The organism is Nannocystis sp. RBIL2 (assembly GCF_026626745.1).
Classification (GTDB): domain Bacteria; phylum Myxococcota_A; class Polyangia; order Nannocystales; family Nannocystaceae; genus Nannocystis.
Window position 1 is genome coordinate 4,307,405 of sequence record NZ_JAPNJW010000001.1, and the last position, 18,247, is coordinate 4,325,651.

At 72.5% G+C, this 18,247-nt stretch carries 14 protein-coding genes; 4 read left to right on the forward strand and 10 right to left on the reverse strand.

Features of this window, described 5'->3' with window-relative positions:
* Window positions 1-25: 25 nt before the first annotated feature.
* From OV090_RS16885 to OV090_RS16895, 3 genes are all read right to left on the reverse strand, one after another.
* The gene (locus tag OV090_RS16885; RefSeq protein WP_267704715.1) at window positions 26-1,858 is read right to left on the reverse strand and encodes a VCBS repeat-containing protein; all 1,833 of its coding nucleotides are present in this window, start codon (window positions 1,856-1,858) and stop codon (window positions 26-28) included.
* A gap of 103 nt (window positions 1,859-1,961) precedes the next feature.
* A complete protein-coding gene (locus OV090_RS16890) occupies window positions 1,962-2,168 on the reverse strand; it encodes an Rdx family protein (RefSeq protein WP_267707124.1) in 207 nt (68 codons plus the stop codon).
* A 56-nt stretch (window positions 2,169-2,224) separates the two neighbouring features.
* Window positions 2,225-3,424 (reverse strand): cytochrome c peroxidase, encoded by a 1,200-nt coding sequence (locus tag OV090_RS16895; RefSeq protein ID WP_267704717.1) that lies wholly within the window; start codon window positions 3,422-3,424, stop codon window positions 2,225-2,227.
* 94 nt (window positions 3,425-3,518) lie between these two features.
* Between OV090_RS16895 and OV090_RS16900 the strand changes: the two genes are divergently transcribed.
* Entirely contained in the window at window positions 3,519-3,914 is a 396-nt protein-coding gene (locus OV090_RS16900) for a TraR/DksA family transcriptional regulator (RefSeq protein ID WP_267704719.1), read from the forward strand.
* Between the two features lie 249 nt (window positions 3,915-4,163).
* Here OV090_RS16900 and OV090_RS16905 read toward each other — a convergent pair whose 3' ends face one another.
* Complete coding sequence (locus tag OV090_RS16905; RefSeq protein ID WP_267704720.1) at window positions 4,164-5,231, reverse strand: alkene reductase; 1,068 nt, start codon at window positions 5,229-5,231, stop codon at window positions 4,164-4,166.
* A gap of 111 nt (window positions 5,232-5,342) precedes the next feature.
* Between OV090_RS16905 and OV090_RS16910 the strand changes: the two genes are divergently transcribed.
* Window positions 5,343-5,657, forward strand: coding sequence for a hypothetical protein (locus tag OV090_RS16910; protein ID WP_267704722.1), 315 nt, complete (start codon window positions 5,343-5,345; stop codon window positions 5,655-5,657).
* A 177-nt stretch (window positions 5,658-5,834) separates the two neighbouring features.
* On the opposite strand, the gene OV090_RS16915 is transcribed toward OV090_RS16910, so the two are convergent.
* The 5 genes from OV090_RS16915 to OV090_RS16935 form a co-directional block, all read right to left on the reverse strand.
* On the reverse strand, window positions 5,835-7,601 hold the full coding sequence (locus OV090_RS16915) for a DUF4215 domain-containing protein (RefSeq protein WP_267704724.1): 1,767 nt from the start codon (window positions 7,599-7,601) through the stop codon (window positions 5,835-5,837).
* 316 nt (window positions 7,602-7,917) lie between these two features.
* Window positions 7,918-10,191, reverse strand: a complete 2,274-nt coding sequence (locus OV090_RS16920) for a molybdopterin cofactor-binding domain-containing protein (RefSeq protein ID WP_267704725.1) — start codon at window positions 10,189-10,191, stop codon at window positions 7,918-7,920.
* A 5-nt stretch (window positions 10,192-10,196) separates the two neighbouring features.
* Window positions 10,197-10,664, reverse strand: coding sequence for a (2Fe-2S)-binding protein (locus OV090_RS16925; protein ID WP_267704726.1), 468 nt, complete (start codon window positions 10,662-10,664; stop codon window positions 10,197-10,199).
* Window positions 10,661-11,323, reverse strand: coding sequence for an Isoquinoline 1-oxidoreductase subunit (locus tag OV090_RS16930; RefSeq protein WP_267704727.1), 663 nt, complete (start codon window positions 11,321-11,323; stop codon window positions 10,661-10,663). Before OV090_RS16930 ends, OV090_RS16925 begins: the two co-directional genes overlap by 4 nt.
* A 64-nt stretch (window positions 11,324-11,387) precedes the next feature.
* Window positions 11,388-13,415, reverse strand: a complete 2,028-nt coding sequence (locus OV090_RS16935; RefSeq protein ID WP_267704728.1) for a PDZ domain-containing protein — start codon at window positions 13,413-13,415, stop codon at window positions 11,388-11,390.
* 94 nt (window positions 13,416-13,509) lie between these two features.
* On the opposite strand from OV090_RS16935, the gene OV090_RS16940 reads away from it, so the two are divergent.
* Window positions 13,510-15,774 (forward strand): hypothetical protein, encoded by a 2,265-nt coding sequence (locus OV090_RS16940; protein ID WP_267704729.1) that lies wholly within the window; start codon window positions 13,510-13,512, stop codon window positions 15,772-15,774.
* 83 nt (window positions 15,775-15,857) lie between these two features.
* Here OV090_RS16940 and OV090_RS16945 read toward each other — a convergent pair whose 3' ends face one another.
* Complete coding sequence (locus tag OV090_RS16945; RefSeq protein ID WP_267704730.1) at window positions 15,858-16,718, reverse strand: alpha/beta hydrolase; 861 nt, start codon at window positions 16,716-16,718, stop codon at window positions 15,858-15,860.
* Window positions 16,719-17,351: 633 nt separating this feature from the next.
* Here OV090_RS16945 and OV090_RS16950 point away from each other — a divergent pair.
* Window positions 17,352-18,242, forward strand: a complete 891-nt coding sequence (locus tag OV090_RS16950; RefSeq protein WP_267704731.1) for a hypothetical protein — start codon at window positions 17,352-17,354, stop codon at window positions 18,240-18,242.
* The last annotated feature ends 5 nt before the right edge of the window (window positions 18,243-18,247 follow it).

Here is an 18,247-nt window from a genome sequence, read left to right on the forward strand (position 1 = left end):
GCCGCGCATGCTACCACGGCGCCCGCTACGGCCGCGCCGGCCCGTAGACGCGCCAGCGCGGCTGCTTCTCGGCCAGGCCGGGCACGTGCCAGCTCCACGGGGCGCCGTCGCCGTTGGGCGCGGCCAGGCCGGTGACCACGAGCTCGGGGCGGCCGTCGCCGTCGAGGTCGCCGGTGTGCCACAGCACCGTGCCCTCGTTCTGCGGCGCCGTGGTCTGGCCGCGGGCCCAGAGGAAGCCGCGGCCGAGGAAGCCGCCGCTCGGGGTCGGCCAGCGGGTCGCGGCGACGAAGCCGGCACCTGCCCCCAAGTACACGTCCCAGTACGGCTCGGCGCCGCCGAGCGCCTCGCGCTTGTACACGCCGCCGGCGATCTCCCGCGCGGTGTTGGTGACGACGAGGTCGAGCCGGCCGTCGCCGTCGAGGTCGAGCAGCTCCCAGCCGGTGGCGTCGTACGGGGCGCTCGAGCTGCCGGCGCCGTCCTGGCCGCCGCGGACTGCGTAGTAGCCGCGCTCGCCGGTGCCGCCGCCCGCGGGCGGGAGCGCGACTGTCCTCGGGGACAGCTCGAAGCCGGTCGGGCCGGCCGGATACACGGCCCAGCCCGGGGCGCCTTCGCGGGTGAGCGCGCCCGGGCCGGCGGCGACGTCGTCGAGCTGGCCGGTGACCACGAGCTCGAGCCGGCGGTCGCCGTCGAGGTCGAGCAGCGCCCACAGCTGGTCGCCCGCGGCCTCGGCGACCCCGGTCAGGCCGGCGAACCCGGTCGTGGCGCCGCCGCCCGGCGGCAGGCTCCACACCGTCAACGGGGCGTCGAAGCCGGTCGCGCCGCCGCGGTGGACCTCCCAGAACGGGCTGTCCGGAAAGCCAGGTGAGACGTGGCGCTGGCCGCTGACGCGCCCGCTGACGACGAGGTCGCTCCAGCCGTCGCCGTCGAGGTCGAGCAGCGACCAGGCCGGCGCGTTCGGGGCCAGCGGGGCGCCGTCGACGTGGTGGAAGAACCCGGCGTCGTTGCCCGGCGGCAGGGCCCACGCCTGCGGCTCGGCGGCGAAGCGGGACCCGTCGCTCAGGTAGACGTCCCAGCGCGGCGCGTCGGGCCAGCCGAGCGGGACGACCTCGGCCTTGTTCGCGCGCACGCCGGTGACCACGAGGTCGCGCCGGCCGTCGCCGTCGACGTCGCGGGTGGCCCACACCACGTCGCCGACCTCGACCGGCTCGCCCGCCGCCGCGACCAGGCCGCGACCGGCGAAGCCGACGCCGACCGGCAACGACCAGGCCGAGGGCGCGGCCGCGAAGCCGTCGTCGCCCCCGCCGCGGTGCACCGCCCAGAACGGGGCCAGCGGAAAACCCTTGGTGCGGGTGGTGAAGCCGTCGCCGGTCGGGTACGCGGCCGCAGTGCGCACCAGGTCGAGGGCGCCGTCGCCGTCGAGGTCGAGCAGGATCCAGTCGTCGTCGCCGACCGCCGCGGCCTGGCCCGTCGGCGCGGCGAAGCCCTCGCCCGCGCGCCCGCCCACGGGCACCGCCCACGCCGCAGCCTCCCGCGCGAACCCGAGGCCCGCGGTGCACACGCCGTCGCTGCACACCTGTCCTTCCGGACATGGCCCTTCAGGCATCCACGCGCGGCAGCCGTCCTCGCCGGCAGCGCAGCGGGCCACGCCGTCCGCTTCGCACATGGCGGCGCCGTCCTCGCAGGCGTCGGCGCAGCCGTCCGGCGGGGGCTCCTCGGTGTCACCGCCGCCGCCGCCCGATGAACCTGTCCCTTCGGTCAGCCCGGGGCCGTCGTCGTCGCCGCCGGCGCTCGGATCGTAGCCGCTACACCCCGACACGAGCACGACGACGACAGCCGAACGCGACGCGATCGATGACATGACTCATGCTTACGGCGCGTCCCCGCACCGTGCAAGAGCGCGCCCTCGCGGCCGTTTATCCTGTCAATCGCCGTGAATAACGCGATCGGCCCGGGGGCCTGGATCAACGGCGCTTGCCGCCGATCCGCTCCGCGATCAGGTCACCGATCTCGCCGCGCTTCGGGAAGCGATTCAGGATGTCTTTGCTGAAGATCTTCTGACCGTCGACGACGACGTCGAACACGCCACGATCGCCGCGGTGGACCTTGCACTCGAGCTTGTCGCCGAAGCGAGCCTGCAGATCGGCCACCAGACCGGTGGCTTGGGGCAGGTAGTTTCAGCGCACGCAATAATAAATGTCGACCTGCATGGTGGGATCCTAGCACGTCACCGGGCCGGCGCCGCCGGAGCTGCGGGCTGAGCCGGGCCGGTGATGCCCGGCACGGCCTGGTCGCCGATCGTCGCCAGCGAGCCCGGGCACTCGAGCGCGCCCAGGAAGGCCACGAGGTCGTCGACCTCCGCGTCGGTGAGGCCGCGGTCGGCGTAGTTGGGGTCGAGGCCCTCGCGCTTCGGGCCGCCGGCCATGGTCTTCACCGCGGTGCGGAGGTCGGCCACGCTGCCGTCGTGGAAGTACGGCGCAGTCCGCGTCACGTTGCGCAGGGTCGGGGTGCGGAACTTGTACGTGTCGGCCGGATCTTTCGACGCGTCCAGGCGACCCTTGTCGGTCCCCTCGCCGGCGTCGGAGAGGCTGATGCCCATCTTGTGGTAGAGGTCGTCGCTGAAGTTGTCGCCGACGTGGCAGGTGGTGCAGGCCCCCTTGCCGCGGAACAGCTCCCAGCCGCGCTGCTGCGCCTCGTTCATGCTGTTCTTGTCCCACGCGGTGCCGCCGCACAAGAGCGTGCGCTCGTAGGCCGACAGCGCCTTGGCGACGTGCTCGGGCAGCACCGGGTCGCCGTCCTTCAGCGCGAACACGCGGGCGAACTCGGCCTTGTACTCCGGCAATCCGCCGATCTCGGCCGCCTTGGCCGCCAGCTTGTCCTCGCCGACGCCCATGTTGCCGCCCTTCCACGCGCCGATCGCCTGCTTCTCGAGCGTGGGCGAGCGACCGTCCCAGTAATAGGCGGTGTGGTAGGCGACGTTCCAGATCGTCGGGGTGTTGCGCGCGAGCTCCTTGTCGCCGGGGCCGAGCGCCTTGGCCCGCCCGTCGGCGTTGCCGAGCTCGTTCTGATGGCAGCTGTAGCAGCTGCGCGTGCCGTCGACGCTGAGCCGCTTGTCCATGAACAGCTTGTGGCCGAGCTCGACCTTGGCGGCGCTCATCGGGTTGTCGGCCGGCACCTCGGGCGCGCGCATCCCCTGCGGCAGCTCCCACGCGTAGTCCTCGGCCGGCTCGGCCTCGGCCGGCGTCTCGGGCGCCTTGGCGTCCGCGGGCTTGTCGGCCTTGCCCGCCTTCTCCGCCTTGTCCGCCTTGTCGCCGGTCTTCGGCGCGACCTCGCCGGGCTCGCCGCAGGCGATCAGGGTGCAGAGCCCGCACGCGAGCGCGGTGCGGAGGCGGTGCGAGGTTGCGTGGTGGGGCGGGCGCGCGTACATGCGCCGCACCCTACACCAGTTCCAGAGCCCCCCCAAGCCCGCGGCAGCCGGGCGACTCGCCGGCGCGCCGGGCCTCGAGTATCCTGCGAGGGCGATGAAGCCGGACGAGCTCGGGCCGATGCGGACGCTCCTCTTGCAACGCCGCGCCGAACTGCTGAAGGGCGGCGACGTGCCGGTGGAGTTCGAGCAGCAAGAGGTGGTGACCAAGCCCGACGAGGACGCGGCGCCGTTGACCGAGATGACGCAGGTCATCGCGTCCAACCGCAACCGCGCCCGCGTCGAATCCCTGGCCGCCATCGACCAGGCGCTCCGCCGCATGGCCGACGACCCGGAGGAGTTCGGCCTCTGCGAGGCTTGCGACGAGCCGATCGCCCAGCGCCGCCTGCTCCTGGTCCCCACCGCCACGCTGTGCGCGACCTGCCAGCGCGAAGACGAACAGGCCAACAGCCCCCGCGGCCGCAGCCGCCGCCACCTCACCGACTACCGCTGAGGCTGCGTTAAAGAACATGCTCGAAAGAGCATGCGCGAAAGGGCATGCCCTTTTGGGCATGTCCTTCAGGGCATGGAGACCACCGGATCGCCGAGCGCACCCTCTGCGGCCTCGCTGGCGCGGCGAACGCGAGCTGTTCGCGGGCACCTCGGCCGGGCGCGCCGGCGCGAGCCCGCCTGCGGTCTCCGCAGATGCGAGCGCGCCCTCCCGGCGAGGACTTCTTTCTTTCTTTGAAATTTTTTCGTCCGCTCACTCGAGCGGGTAGTCGGTGTAGCCGCGCTCGCCCGGCGTGTAGAACGTGGAGGGGTCGCCCTGGGCCAGCGGCAGGCCGGCGCGCAGGCGCGAGACCAGGCGCGGGTTGGCGATGAACGGGCGGCCGAAGGCGATGAGGTCGCCGCGGCCTGCTGTGAGATCGGCCTCTGCGCGGGTCGCGTCGTATTCGCCGGAGAGGATCAGGCGGCCGCGGAAGTTTCTTCGAATTTCCGCCTGCAGATCGGCCGGCACCACCTTGCCGCCGAAGTCGACGAGGTGGACATACGCGAGCCCGAGCTCCGACAGGCCGCGCACCAGATGGACGAACACCGCGTCGAGCTCGGGGTCGACCGCCATCCCGTTGAACGTGCCGTACGGGGACAGGCGGATCCCCACCCTGCCTGCGCCGATCCGCGACGCAGTCGCGCGCGCCACCTCGAGGGCGAAGCGCGCCCGGCCCTCGACCGTCCCGCCCCACCCGTCGCTGCGGCGGTTGCTCGCGCTGTTTAAAAATTGGTCGATGAGGTAGCCGTTGGCGCCGTGCAGCTCGACCCCGTCGAAGCCGGCCTCGCGCGCGAGCCCGGCCGAGCGAGCGTAGCCCTCGATCGTGGCGGCGATGTCGACCTCGCTCAGCTCGCGCGGCACCGGGTGCGGCTGCGGGCCCTCCTGGTCGGTGTACATCGCGCCGGCGAGCGCGACCGGCGAGGGCCCGCGCACCTCGGCGCCGGGCGGCAGGTTGAGCGCGTGACCGACGCGCCCGGTGTGCATGAGCTGGACGAAGATCTTGGCGCCGCCGGCGTGGGCGGCCTCGGTGACGCCGCGCCAGCCGCGAGCGTGCTCGGAGTTGAAGAGGCCGGGGATCCGCGCATAACCGAGGCCGTCGGCGGCGGGCGCGGTGCCCTCGGTGACGATCAGCCCGGCCTCGCTGCGCTGGCCGTAGTAGGTGGCCATCAGCTCGTTGGCGAGGTTGCCGGGCGCGCGACTGCGCGTCATCGGGGCCATGACGACTCGGTTCTTCAACTCGAGGTCGCCGAGCACGATCGGGGTGTAGAGGAGCTCGCTCATGAGTTCAACGTAGTGACGGTCGTGCGACTAAAGTAGATGCGCGGCCGACAACTCATTGTTGCTCCCGGCGGGCCAATCGACGACCGGGCGCCGATCGCCGACCATACCGCGATGGCACCCCGCCCGATCGAGCCGCTCGACGCGTTCATCGCCCGCCTCCGCCGCGCCTCCCCCCTGGCCCCTGGCGCCCAGGTCCGCTTCGGCCGCCACCACTTCAGCCACGCGGTGGTGGTGGAAGACGGCCGCTGGCGCGTGCGCCCGCTGGTGCTCGACCGCGCCAAGGCCGACGCCTTTTTAAAAGAACGCGGCTACTTCATGCCGGAGAACGCGGAGGACCTCAGTGAGCCCGGAGACCCGGTGGAATTCGAGGCGGACAGCCTCGATGGTTTAATTGAGCTGCTCAAGGGTGGTCAGTGGCCGATGTGATGGTGCTTTGAGACATGTCTATCGGGACATAACCGAATAGACATTCCCGCAAGATCGGCGCGCGGGGCCTCGTCCGCAGAAGCCGACGCAGGCCCCGAGCGCCCCAGGCTCGTGATCCCGGCGAGTGTCGAATTCGCCGGTCGCGCCGATGCCCTGTCGAAGCACCGGCATCGCGCGTCACTGCGAGCGCGCGACGGCCACCCGCTCGAGCGCGGTGTTGCTGACGATCGTCGGCGCGAACCAGCTGCCGCCGACGCGACGCGTGTGGCGCGGCGTGTGGGCCTGGCCGTCGAGGTAGACCAGCTCGAGATCCGCAGAGCCGATGCCGGCGGCCAGCGCCGGGGGGCCGAAGATCGTCGGGCTCGGCTGCAGCACCGTCGCGGCCGGCTGCCACGCGCCGCCGGTGTACAGGGCGACGTAGAGCTGGCCGTCGAGGCCGCGGAAGGCCAGCGCAGCGTCGCCGCCGGGCAGCGGGGCGAGGGCGGGCGGCGCCGAGGCCTGGGCGCCGGGGACCTGGGCGGGGGCCGACCACGCGCCATTATTGAAAATGCCGAAGCGCAGCTGCCCGCCGCTGTTGACGGCGTGCACGGCGAGGACCCGATCGTTGGTGAGGGTGACGACTGCCGGCCGGCGGTCGAACGCCTGCGCCTCGCTGTCGACCAGCTGCTGCGCCTGCCAGGCGTTGGTGCGCCGGCGCGCGAACAGCTGGTTGTTCTGCGCGCCGTCGTGGAAGACCAGCAGGGCGTCGCTGCCGAGCGTGGTCACGCTGCCGGGCCCGGGGCCGAAGCTGCCGATCGTCTCGGCGGTCGGGTTCCACGCGCCGGCGGTGAAGCGGGCGTAGTAGTGCTGGAAGTTGTCGCCGTGGAACACCGCGTGCGCGCCGGCCCCGACGGCGCTGATGGTGGGCGCGGCGCGGGTCGTGTCGGCGCCGATCTGCGCCGGCGCCGACCAGGTGCCGGCCTGCCAGGTGACGTAGCGCAGCTGGTTGTCGGCGGGGTCGCCGAGCTTGGTGAAGCGGAACACGCCGACGCCGATGTCCTCGCTGGTGACCGCGATGTCGAGGCCGTCGACCGTGGGCGCGGCGATGCTCTTCACCGCCCAGGCCGCGCCGTCGAAGTGGCCGCCGAGCATCGCCCCCGAGTTGCCGCCGAGCAGCAGCACGAACTCGCAGGCGTCGCAGTCGGGGCCGCCGCAGTCGATCCCGGTCTCGCTGCCGTTCTGCTGGCCGTCCTGGCAAGTCGCGCCGGTGCAGTCATTGGCGCAGGCGTCGTCGTCGACCATGTTGCCGTCGTCGCACTGCTCCATGCCGGCCCACACCAGGCCGTCGCCGCACTTGGCGGCCGCGCATTCGAGCGTGCAGGCCGCGTCATCGGCGTTGAACATGCCGTCGTCGCACGCCTCGCCCTCGCCGGCCTGGACGATGCCGTCGCCGCATTGGGGGAGCTGACAGGCGTCGGTGCAGGCGTCGTCGTCGACGTCGTTGCCGTCGTCGCACGCTTCGCCCGGATCGAGCTGGCCGTCGCCGCAGGCCTCGCCGGGGCCGGTCGAGGTGCTGGTGTCGCTCGTCGAAGTGTCGCTCGTCGAAGTGTCGCTCGTCGAAGTGTCGCTCGTCGACGTGTCGCTCGTCGACGTCGTGTCACTCGTCGTGGTCGTCGTGTCGCCGGTCGTCGTGGTGTCGCTCGTCGACGTCGTGGTCGTGTCACTCGTCGTCGTCGTCGTGTCGCCCGTCGTCGTCGTCGTGCCAGTGAGCGCGTCGGTGGTCGTGGTGGGCGCGTCGGTGGTCGTCGGCACGCCCGTCGTCGTCGTGCCGGTGGTCGCGCTGACGAACGAGGTGCTCGGATCGTCAGTGGTGCTGCCGCTGGTGCTGCCGGTGCTGGCGGTGCCGTCGTCGCCGCAGGCAGGGACGAGGAGAGCGAGGACCAGCGCGCGCACGTAGTTCGGCATGGCGGCAGGATAACCGCGAGGCCGGCCGACGCGGCGGACAAATCACTCCTGGCCCAAGGCGCCGCGATCGGCCTCTGCAGGTCAGGGCCCGCGCGTGACGCGAAGCGGGCCCGTCGCGAGCCGTCTCGCGCGTGCGCCCGAAGGTCGAGCGTCTGCCAGCGAAGAATCCGTCGACGGGAGCGCGACGACCACGCGCAGGGCGAGCCTTCGCAGCCACGCAGCCGCTGAGGGCCAACGCCGAAGCTCGCCTGGGCGCGACCTGCAAGCGCAGGTCGAGAATCGGCGCACGCATCGAGCCGCGCGACGGCTCGCGCGTTTAGACCTTGAGGCTCCGCGCGATCGGCAGGTCGCGCACGCGCGTGCCGGTGAGGGCGAAGATCGCGTTGGCCAGCGCCGGGGCCACCGGGGGCACGCCCGGCTCGCCGACGCCGCAGGACGGGCCGTCGTCGGCGACGATCTCCACATGAACCGCCCGCGGCGCCTCGGGGAGGCGCATCAGGCGGAAGTCGCGGAAGTTGCTCTGCACCGTCGCGCCCTGCTGCATCGTGATCTCGCCGTACAGCGCGTGGCTGAGGGCGAAGATCACCGCGCCCTCGAACTGCGAGTGCACGCGCTCGCGATTGACGAGGGTGCCGGCGTCGAGGCAGCTCCACACCTCGTCGACGCGGATCTTGCCGTCCGGGCCGTGCACCACGCTGACGACCACTGCCACGTAGGTGAGGAAGCTGCGGTGGACCGCGAGGCCGAGCGCGCGGCCGTTCTTTTGTCGGTTGTCCCAGTCGGCCAGCTCGGTCACGCGCTCGATCACCCGGCGGTGGCGGGAGGTGTCGATCGGGTGCTCGTCCAGCGATTGGCCGTAGTTCGGCAGCGTCTCGACCCCGAGCTCCTGCAGCGTGACGATCCGCGGCGGACCGATGATCTCGAGCAGGGTGTCGCGCGGGTCGCTGTTACGCGCCGCCGCGATCTCGGCGATGAAGCTCTGGACCGCGAACGCGTGATAGATGTTGGCCACCGAGCGCAGCCAGCCGATCCGCGTGTGCGACCGCGCCTCGCAGTTCTCGGCGCGCACGTTGGCGATCGCCAGCGGCACGTCGAGCACGCCCTGCTGCAGCTCGCCGGGGGCCGACAGGCCGGTGTCGCTGAAGGTCGAGCCGATCGGCGGATAGGCGGTGCGGTGCTCCCACGCGACCACCTTGCCCTGCGCGTCGAGCCCGGCCACCAGCCGCTGGGTGCTGACCGTATGATAGTAGTCGTGCTGAATGTCGTCCTCGCGCGTCCACTGCACGCGCACCGGGGCGCCGGTCGCCTTGGCCAGCAGCGCCGCCTCGACCACGTAGTCCGGCTTCGACTTGCGGCCGAAGCCGCCGCCGAGCAGCGACACGTGGACTGTGACGTTCTCCTCGTCGAGCCCCAGCGCCTTGGCCACCGAGCTGCGCGAGGCCTGCGGGTTCTGGGTCGAGGCCCACACCTCGCAGCTCTGGCCGTCGAACTCGGCCACCGCGACCGGCGGCTCCATCGTCGCGTGAGCCAGGTGCGGCACGTGGTACACGGCCTCGACCTGCCTGGCCGCGCCCGCCATCCCCGCGCCGACGTCGCCGACCTGGCGGACGACCACACCGGGCAGGCCGACCGCGGCGAGCAGGGTCTTGCGGTAGTTCTCGGAGTCGTACTCGCCGTTGTCGCCGGCGGCCCAGGTGATCTCGAGCTGGGCGCGACCCCGCATCGCCGACCAGGTGTCGTCGGCCACCACAGCGATCCCGCCGAGCGGCTGGAACGCGAACGGAGGCGTCGGCGCCGGCAATGGCACGACCGCGCGCACGCCGGGCACCGCCAGCGCCTGGGTGGCGTCGTGCGCGGTGGCCCGACCGCCGACCACCGGCGGGCGGGCGATGATCGCCGTCCGCATCCCGGGCAGCACGATGTCGGCCCCGAAGGCCGCGCTGCCGTCGACGATCGCCGGCCCGTCGAGCAGCGGCAGCGCCTTGCCGACGTGCAACAGCTCGGCCTTGGGCCGCAGTAAAATGTCCTTCGGGACAGGCAGCTTCGAGGCCGCGATCGCCAGCTCGCCGAAGCCCAGCGAGCGCCCGCTGGCCTCGTGGTGGACCGCGTGGTCGTGGGCCACGCAGGTGTTCGGCGCCACCTTCCACTGCTTGGCCGCGGCCGCGATCAGCATCATCCGCGCGCACGCGCCGAGCTTGCGCAGCGCGTCGTAGAAGCCGCGCACGCTGTGCGAGCCGTCGGTGTTCTGGTCGCCGTAGGCCGCGTCGCCGGGGGCTTGCACGATCTCCACGCGACTCATGTCGGCGCCGAGCTCGTCGGCGATCAGCACCGGCAGCGAGCTGCGCACGCCCTGCCCCATCTCCGAGCGGGCACACACGATCTGGACCGCCCCGTTGGGCGTGACGTGGACGAACAGGTTGGGCCGGAGCCCCGCGCCCTCGGCCTCGGCCGCCGCCTTGGCCGCCTGGTCGACGGCGGGCGGCAGGGCCGGCGCGGCGCGGGCGAACGAGCCGAGCGCGAGCCCGGACAGCGCGCCGCCGAGGCCGGCGAGGAAGCTGCGGCGGAGCAGGCGGATCGGCGGCCCGGACATCGCGCTCACTTCTCCTTGCCGCCGGCCGCCGCCGCTTGCTTCACTGCTTTGCGGATCCGCAGGTACGTCCCGCAGCGGCACAGGTTGCCCGCCAGCGAGGTGTCGATGTCCGCGTCGGACGGGCTCGGGTTCTTGGCCAGCAGCGCCGCCGCGGTCATGATCTGGCCGGCCTGGCAGAAGCCGCACTGCGGCACCGCGAGGTCGACCCACGCCTTTTGCAGCGGGTGCGAGCCGTCGGGCGAGAGGCCCTCGATCGTCGTCACCGCGCGGCCGTCGGCCCGGCGCACCGGAGTGACGCACGCGCGCACGGCCTCGCCGTCGAGGTGGACCACGCACGCGCCGCACAGCGCCTGGCCGCAGCCGTACTTGGTGCCGGTGAGACCGACGTGATCGCGCAGCGCCCACAGCAGCGGCATCTGCGGATCGATGTCGAGGACGTGCGGCTTCCCGTTGACGTGCAAGGTGATCGTCATGGCCCCTCCCCCGCCGGGCAGGCCGCGCCGTCAGCGACCCACGCGGCCATCAGCGCCCCGAATTGCGCCTGCGTGCCCGGGGCCGGCGTGCGCCCGTGGCCGGGCTCCCAGCCCCACGCGACCAGCTCGTCGTGCGCCGAGTGCTCGACGATCTGCGCCAGAGTCTTGCCGCCGTTGCGCTTGGGATCCTTGATCTGCTGGCACAGCGCCGCCGGCGTGAGCCCGACCCATGCCATCTCGATCGGCGCGAGGTGCCACTTCGGCGCCCCCGGCACGCGCGCCAGCTCGAGGTTGGCGTCCTGGTGGCACGACGTGCACTGCAGCCCCGGCACGCCCTCGTTGGCCGGGCCGCGCACCACCGGCGGGTCGTGGATCTGCGCCGTGTCGCCCTGCAGCGGCGAGTCGCCGGCCGGGTGACAATTGGTGCAGCGGGGGTGCAGCATCACCTGCGACGCCTCGAGGAACAGCGCCCGCGAGCGCTCGAGCGGGTCGGCGATCGCCGCGAACTGCTCCGGCGTGCGCAGCCCTCCGGGCTCGGCCGGCGCGATCGTCACCGGCTGGCCGGTCTGCGCCTGCTGCTTCGCCGGCTCGGACGCGCCGCGGCAGGCGACCAGCGCCGCCAGGCACGCGCAGGGCACGAGGCAGGCCGGGAGGCGCATCGCCCGATGGTGTGACCGGATTTGGCCCTCGTGCAAGCGGCGAGCGCACCGCGGGCCTTCGTTACTACTTGGCGGGCGCCTTGGCCGGCTTCTTCGCCGCCGGCTTCTTCGCCTTCTTCTTGCCGCCGGCCGGCACCACCACCACCGAGCCGTCTTCGGGCTCAGCGCCGATCGTCGGGTCCTGGTTGAACAGCTTGAGGGCCGCGTCACGCAGGGTGCTGTTGCCGCTCGCCGGGGCGGGCGCGGTGTAGCCGAGCCAGGCCTGACGCAGGACCATCTGTTCGTAGGTGGCGCCCGGGTCGAGGGCGATCTTGTAGGTGATAGGACCGCCGGTCGCGGGCACCGCGGTGCGCTCGATCATCCGCGCCCCGCGCTGGATCGTCAGGGTGTGACGCGAGTTGCCGGCCATCGCCTTGATCTGCCGCTTGGCCTCGGCCGCACCGGCGATCTTGAGGCCGTCGATGGCGAGCAGCACGTCGCCGTTGGCCAGCCCGGCCTTGTCGCCGGCGCCGCCCTGGCGCACCAGCTCAATCAGCGCGCCCTTGTCGCTCTGCTCGGCGAACACCAGCTCGAGGTCACCACCTGTCTCTTGGACCATGTCCATCTTGTAGCCGGACAGGCGCAGGTGCTTGCCGAACTCGATCTCGTCGAAGCCGTGGACATACTTGCGGAACAGCTCGCTGATCTCGCCGCCCGCGGCCCCGCCGGCGGCGACGAAGGTGGCCTCGAGCTCGGTCGGCGAGATGCCGGCGCCGGTGTTCTTCCACCGGCCGTAGAGCTCGCGCATGACGGTGTCGAGGCTGCGCTGGCCGCCGGAGATCCGCCGCAGCTCGAGGTCGAGGGCGAGGGCGATCAGCATGCCCTTGTTGTAGTAGTCGACGTAGCTGTTGCCGCCGTCGTCGGGCCGCAGCCAGGCCTCCCACGAGGCCTGCTCGACCGTCATCAGCTTGCGCCCCGGCGACTCCTGCAGGCGCTTGATCTGCTCGCCGAGCGACTCCATCGCCTCGGCCTCGCTGGCCAGGCCGGCGCGGGCCAGAATCACCCACGCGTAGTAGCTGGTGAAGCCCTCCGAGAACCACAGCATGCTGGTGTGGACCTCGCGCTCGTAGGCGAACGGGCCGAGCACGCCGGGGCGGATGCGCTTGACGTTCCACGCGTGGAAGAACTCGTGGGCGGCGGTGCCGAGGAACTTGCGGTAGGCCGCGGGGTCGCCGAAGATCCACGGCTCGAGGCCGATCGCCGTCGAGTTGCGGTGCTCGAGCCCGCTGCGGCCGCCCGGCCGCAGGTGCAGGATGTACGTGTAGTCGGTGAACGGCACGCCCTCGTCGCCGCCGAAGATCGCGTAGGTGGTGTCGGCGATCTTGGCGAGGTCGGAGCTGAGCTTCTTGTCGCTGTAGTTGCCGATGCCCTGCAGGGCGACGTGGAACTGGACCTTGCCGGCCTTGAAATTGATGGTGTCGACCTTGCCGACGTGGACCGGCGCATCGACCAGCATGTCGTAGTCATTGGCCTTGAACGCCTTGCCGCCGCCGCCCGCGCGCGGCAGCGCACAGACCACCTGCGCGCCCGGCAGGCCCTCGACGCGCAGCTCGATCGGGCGGTCCTTGTGGCCGACGGCGTAGGGGAACAGGTACACGCCATTGAAGAAGCCGAACTCGTCGTCGAGGAAGGCCCCGCCGATGCCGCTGTAGGCGCCGCGGTAGACGCGGTAGCGGACCTTGAACGGCTGGCCGCCGTGGCTCACGCGCCAGGTGATCTCGTCGACCTTGACGACCGGGATCGGCTTGCCGCTCGCGGTCTCGGCGACCATCCCGCGGACGTTGCGGTGGGCCTCGGTGACGCGGTAGGCGCCCGGGTTCCAGCGCGGCAGCTGCAGGTCGGTGACCTCGCCCGGCAGGTCGGAGAAGCTGAGCTCGACCTGGAATTCGTGGCGGTGCGGGTCGTCCATCCCGACCTTGTAGACGAACGCGTCGAGCTTCTTGGCCGCCGCCTCGGCCCCCGGGGCCGCCGACGTGGTCGCCGGGTCGACCAGCAAGAGACCGAGCGCCAGCGCCGCGGCGAACCGGCGCTTCGAGAGCAAGCGAGACAGCATGGGCCGGAGGATACTCGAAGTACACCCCGGGGCGCCCGTGGCGGGGCGTCTGCTGCCCGTGGAGCCGCGGAGAAAACGAGTACACTCCGGCGCCTTGTCCCTCGCACCGCCCGAGCGCCAGCCCGCGCGCCCCCATGCCGGCCCCGGCCCGTGGCCGCTCGGGCTGGTCGCCGGCGCCGTCGCGGCGCTGGTGCTGCTCCCCGGCCACGGCGCGCACGGCTTGTGGTCGCAAGGCGAGATCGGGGCGCTGCAGCGCGCCCAGGCGGCCCTCGGCGCCGCGCTCTCGGGCCTGGAGCGCAGCCCGTGGCTGCCCGACGCCCTGCGGACGCAGGCGCTCGCGCTCACCGGCGACCCGGCGGCCATCCGCCTGCCCGGCGCGATCGCCACCTGCATCCTCGTCGCGCTCGCCGCCGGCCTCGCCCGCGCGCTCGGTCTGTCGGCGACGATCGCCCTGCTCGCCGGCGCCTTCGCCCTCGCGTTCCCGCTGTCGCTCACGCAGGGCCGCCTGGCCCTCGGCGACCCCGTCGGCGAGCTGACGGCCACCGCCGCCGCGCTGCTCCTCGCCGCCGCCCTCGCCAGCCCCCGCCTCGCCCGCGGCCTGGCCCTCGCGGCCGCCGGGGCCGGAGCCCTCGCGCTGGCCGCCTCCGCCTCCGGCCTGTGGCTCGGCGTGGCCCTGCCGCTGGCCGCAGCGGCGCTGTGGGGGCCTGCTCCTTCGCGCATGTCCTCGGGGACATTGTCCTCGGAGCATGGCGAGAAGGACATGTCCGATGAGGCAGCCGTTCCCGCCCTCCGGCGCCCGCTGCGGCTGGTGCTGGTCGCCGGCGCGCTGGCGGCCGCCGGCGTCGCGGGCTTTTTGGCCTACCACCAGCAGGAGGGCTACATCCCCGCGCTCGGGGCGGCCAAGGACCTCGCGCTGCGCGAGCGGCCGCACATCCGGGGCTTCCACGCCGCGCTCGAGGACTGCGGCTACCAGCTGTTCCCGTGGCTGCCGCTGGTGCTGCTCGGGCTGCTGCAGCCCGGGCGCGCGCGCTGGCCGGCGCTGTGGTTCGCCGTCGGCCTCGCGCTGGTCAGCGCCTCCTCGCTGCTGTACGGCGCGCGGGCGGTGCCGCTGACGGTGCCCGCCGCCGTCCTCGCCGCGGCCGCGTTCGCCCGCCTCGTGTCCGCCCGCACCCCCGCCGCGGCGCGGCGGCTGGCCCTCGTGCTCGCCCTCGCCGGTTGCTGGATCTTCGCCAAGGACGCCCGCCGCACCCCGAGCCGGATCGGCGCCGCCCTGGTGCCCGCGCGCGGCGAGCACAACTACCCCGCCGCCGACCTCGGCGCCGCCGACCTGCTGGCCGGCCTCGCCGGCGGGGCCGCCCTCGCGCTTGTCCTTTCGGCCATGTTCTCCGCGCCAGGTCCCGGAGGACAGGGCGCTTCGCGCATGTCCCAAAGGCTATACCTGGCCCGCACCCGCCTGCCCGCCTGGCTGCCGGCCGTGATCATGATCGCCTGCCTCGGGCGCCAGACGTGGAGCTACGGCCGCGACCTGCTGCCGCGGACCAGCGAGCAGTTCTCGTTGCTGCGCCCGCTGACGCGCTGGGCCGCCTGGGCCGAGGCCGGGTCGCTGCCGCCGACGCTCGGCGTCCACCGGGTCACCGACCCCGGCCTCGACCTCTACGGCCCGGCCGCCGACCGGCGGGTCCCGCTGGCCACCCGCGAGGCGCTCAGCGGCGCGCTGCGCCAGCCGGCCCCGGCGGCGGCGCTGATCCGCACCAGCGAGCTGGCCGCGCTGTACCAGACCGCCCGCGCGGGCGGCTTCCCGCTGTACGTCCTCGACGCCAGCAACCGCGACGTCCTGCTGGTGGCCAACACCCTGCCGCCCGGCGAGGCCGACATGAACCCGATCCGCCGGGTCCTGTTCGATGAGCCGCCGCAGCTGGCCCACCAGACGCTGGTGCGCTTCGACGACTTCGTCGAGGTGATCGCGTGGGAGTGGGACGAGCCGGTCGTGCGCGGCCGCGACGTCGAGCTGCGGGTGGTCCTGCGCCCGCTCAAGGCCATGCCGAGCGGCAGCAAGATCACCGTGCGCCTGCAGCAGGGCCGGCTGTCGCGCGTCAACCCGATGCCGCACGACCTGGTCGAGAACGTCTACCCGCCGCAGTACTGGCGCCCCGGCGATTATCTGCTGCACCGCTTCCGCGTCCACGTGCCGACGCTCGAGATCGTGCCCGGCCCGCACGAGGTGGTGATCGGCGTGCGCCGGACCGAGAGCGCCAATTACAAGATCACCGTCCCCGAGGGCGAGACGGGCGAGCACGGGGTGCGCGTGTTCGCCGGGCCGCACGAGTTCGCGGTCGTCGGCGAGCTGCAGGTCTGGTAGCGGCCGCACCTATCCGCCAGGACAGGTGCTCTCCGGCGCGGAATGGACTCACATGTCCTTCCGGCCAGGCGATCGCGCGCCCGTCAGGTCGCGGCCGCGCGGCGCGACGTCGTCCGCACGAACGCGGCGATGTGCTGCGCGCTGGCCTCGGGGTGCTGGTGGTGCGGGCCGTGGCCGGCGGACGGGTACGTCAGCAGCTGCACCGTCGGCAGCGTCTGGTTCAGCGCGTACCAGTTCTCCACCGGGAAGATGATGTCGTGGTCGCCGGCGATGTGGAGGATCGGCACCGTCGTGGTCCGCAGCGCCTCGAGCACCGGCAGCGCGGGGAAGATCGGCGCAGAGTGATCGGAGGAGAGGTTGGCGCGGGCGAACTCGACCGGCACCGGCGGGCTGCGGTCCTGCGTGCGGGCGGCGATCCGGTCGGCCGAGCGGCGCGCGGCCGCCCGGCTCTCGGGCGAGCGCGGCTCGAAGAACAGGATCACCTCGTCCTCGAAGTCGTTGACCTCGCGCGCCGCGGTGGTGAAGAACAGCTCCTCGGCCGGCTTGACGATCGGCCCCGGCGGCGTGGTCCCGAGCAGCACCGCGTGGCTGACGTGCGTCGCGTGCAGGGCGACGACCACCTGGGCGACGAGGCCCCCGAGCGACCAGCCGGCGATCACCACCTCGCGCAGCCCGAGCGCCTCGATCAGGTCGCGCGGGTCGTTGGCCATCGCGAACGGGTTGTAGGTGGCGGTCCCGCTCGACAGCCCGAGGCCGCTGTAATCGAACGTGATCACGCGAAAGCCCGCGGCCGCCAGCGCGTCGAGGAAGGCGGGGTCCCAACAATCCAGGTTGCCGCGGAAGCGCGTGCAGAGGAGGAGCGGCTGGCCGTCGCCGATCGTCCGATAGGCCAGGCGGCGGCCGTTCGTCTCGATGAATTGGGTGGGTGCGTCGATCGCAGGCATGATGCGGGTGTAGCGAGCTCGGCACCGCAGTGAAACCCGACCAAGGTCGGGGTGCGGCCGGACAACGATCGCGCGAATCGACGGTCCGGCGATCGCGCGTGTGCGATCGAGCAACGCAGGCGCTCGACCGACGCTCGTGGTGCCATCAATGGTTCATTGACAGCACCGCCGAATCGCGACGGGCACACGCATGATTCACCCGACCACGATCGCAGCACGTCGCTCCGGTCGAGGTCGGGAGGGCACCGAGGCAGCCGAAGGGCCGAGGTCGTCGCGCGAGTGACGCGCGATCTCCTCCGACGCCGCACGGACCCGGGACCCCGAAAAAAACCCGTCCCGCGCCGCTCGACGGCTGCCCGCGGCGGAGGCCGATCGCCGTGACGGATTGCGGGGATGGCGGCCACCGCCCCGCCCGGACTGTCCGAAAAGACATGCTGTGGGCCCGTTCGCCGCCGCGGCAATCTCGGTCAATGTACGAAAGAGCATGTCTCTCGGGACATTTGGAATCGCCGCCGACTGGTGCCAATCGAGGTGGCTCGGCGGATTACGAGGCAGTCACCGAGGAGGCTTCCTGAACACAACGCGGTAAACACGCAGCATTCTCGCGTTTTTGCGTCGTGATAGCTTCCGCCGATGCGGAAACATCGTCTCGCCTCCCCTGCATTCACCTTCCTGCTCGCGGTCGCCGGCTGCGGCGACCCGGCAGCTCTCACCGACACGCTCGCCACCGACCCCAGCACGACGACCGGTACGAGCACTGATACGACCACCGGCACGCCGCCGACCACGACGGACCCGCCGACCGGGACCACCACCGAAGAGCCGACCTCGACGTCGACCACCGAGCCGGGCACCTCGACCACCACGTCGACGACCGACCCGATCACCGGCACCACCGACCCGGGGACCACCACCTCGACCGATACGACGGCGACCACCGATACCACCGACACGACGACGAGCACCACGACCGACGCGACGACGGACACCACCACCACGACCACCGACGCCACTACCGACACCACCACCACGACCACCGACGCGACTACCGACACCACCACCACGACGACCGACGCGACCACCGACACGACGACCGACACCACCACCGACACGACGACCAGCACCACCACCGAGACCTCCACGACGGACACCACCACCACGACCACGACCACCGGCGAGGAGCCGCCGTGCACCCCGGGCGAGGCGCTGTGCGTCTGTCTCAACGACACCTGCAACAACGGCGCGGCGTGCCTCTTCGGCGAGTGCCCCGAGCTCACCGGCCTGTGCGAGTGGGAGGGCGACGGCGAGTGTGACGAGGGCACCTTCTGCGACGAGGGCACCGACCCGTTCGACTGCTGCGCCACCCCGGAGAACGGCACGTGCGAGGAGCACAACTTCCCCGGCGGCACCTGCTCCAAGGGCTCCGACTTCTGGGACTGCGGCTACTGCCCGTGGGTCGACGACGGCGAGTGCGACGACGGGATCTACTGCCCCGAGGGCACCGACGTGAACGACTGCGCGTGACGCCG

Coding starts and splice junctions, on each gene's coding strand:
- OV090_RS16950 (WP_267704731.1), top strand. CDS start 17,352: ATGCGGAAACATCGTCTCGCCTCCCCTGCATTCACCTTCCTGCTCGCG.
- OV090_RS16905 (WP_267704720.1), bottom strand. CDS start 5,231: ATGAGCGAGCTCCTCTACACCCCGATCGTGCTCGGCGACCTCGAGTTG.
- OV090_RS16945 (WP_267704730.1), bottom strand. CDS start 16,718: ATGCCTGCGATCGACGCACCCACCCAATTCATCGAGACGAACGGCCGC.
- OV090_RS16915 (WP_267704724.1), bottom strand. CDS start 7,601: ATGCCGAACTACGTGCGCGCGCTGGTCCTCGCTCTCCTCGTCCCTGCC.
- OV090_RS16910 (WP_267704722.1), top strand. CDS start 5,343: ATGGCACCCCGCCCGATCGAGCCGCTCGACGCGTTCATCGCCCGCCTC.
- OV090_RS16930 (WP_267704727.1), bottom strand. CDS start 11,323: ATGCGCCTCCCGGCCTGCCTCGTGCCCTGCGCGTGCCTGGCGGCGCTG.
- OV090_RS16895 (WP_267704717.1), bottom strand. CDS start 3,424: ATGTACGCGCGCCCGCCCCACCACGCAACCTCGCACCGCCTCCGCACC.
- OV090_RS16920 (WP_267704725.1), bottom strand. CDS start 10,191: ATGTCCGGGCCGCCGATCCGCCTGCTCCGCCGCAGCTTCCTCGCCGGC.
- OV090_RS16925 (WP_267704726.1), bottom strand. CDS start 10,664: ATGACGATCACCTTGCACGTCAACGGGAAGCCGCACGTCCTCGACATC.
- OV090_RS16885 (WP_267704715.1), bottom strand. CDS start 1,858: ATGTCATCGATCGCGTCGCGTTCGGCTGTCGTCGTCGTGCTCGTGTCG.
- OV090_RS16935 (WP_267704728.1), bottom strand. CDS start 13,415: ATGCTGTCTCGCTTGCTCTCGAAGCGCCGGTTCGCCGCGGCGCTGGCG.
- OV090_RS16900 (WP_267704719.1), top strand. CDS start 3,519: ATGAAGCCGGACGAGCTCGGGCCGATGCGGACGCTCCTCTTGCAACGC.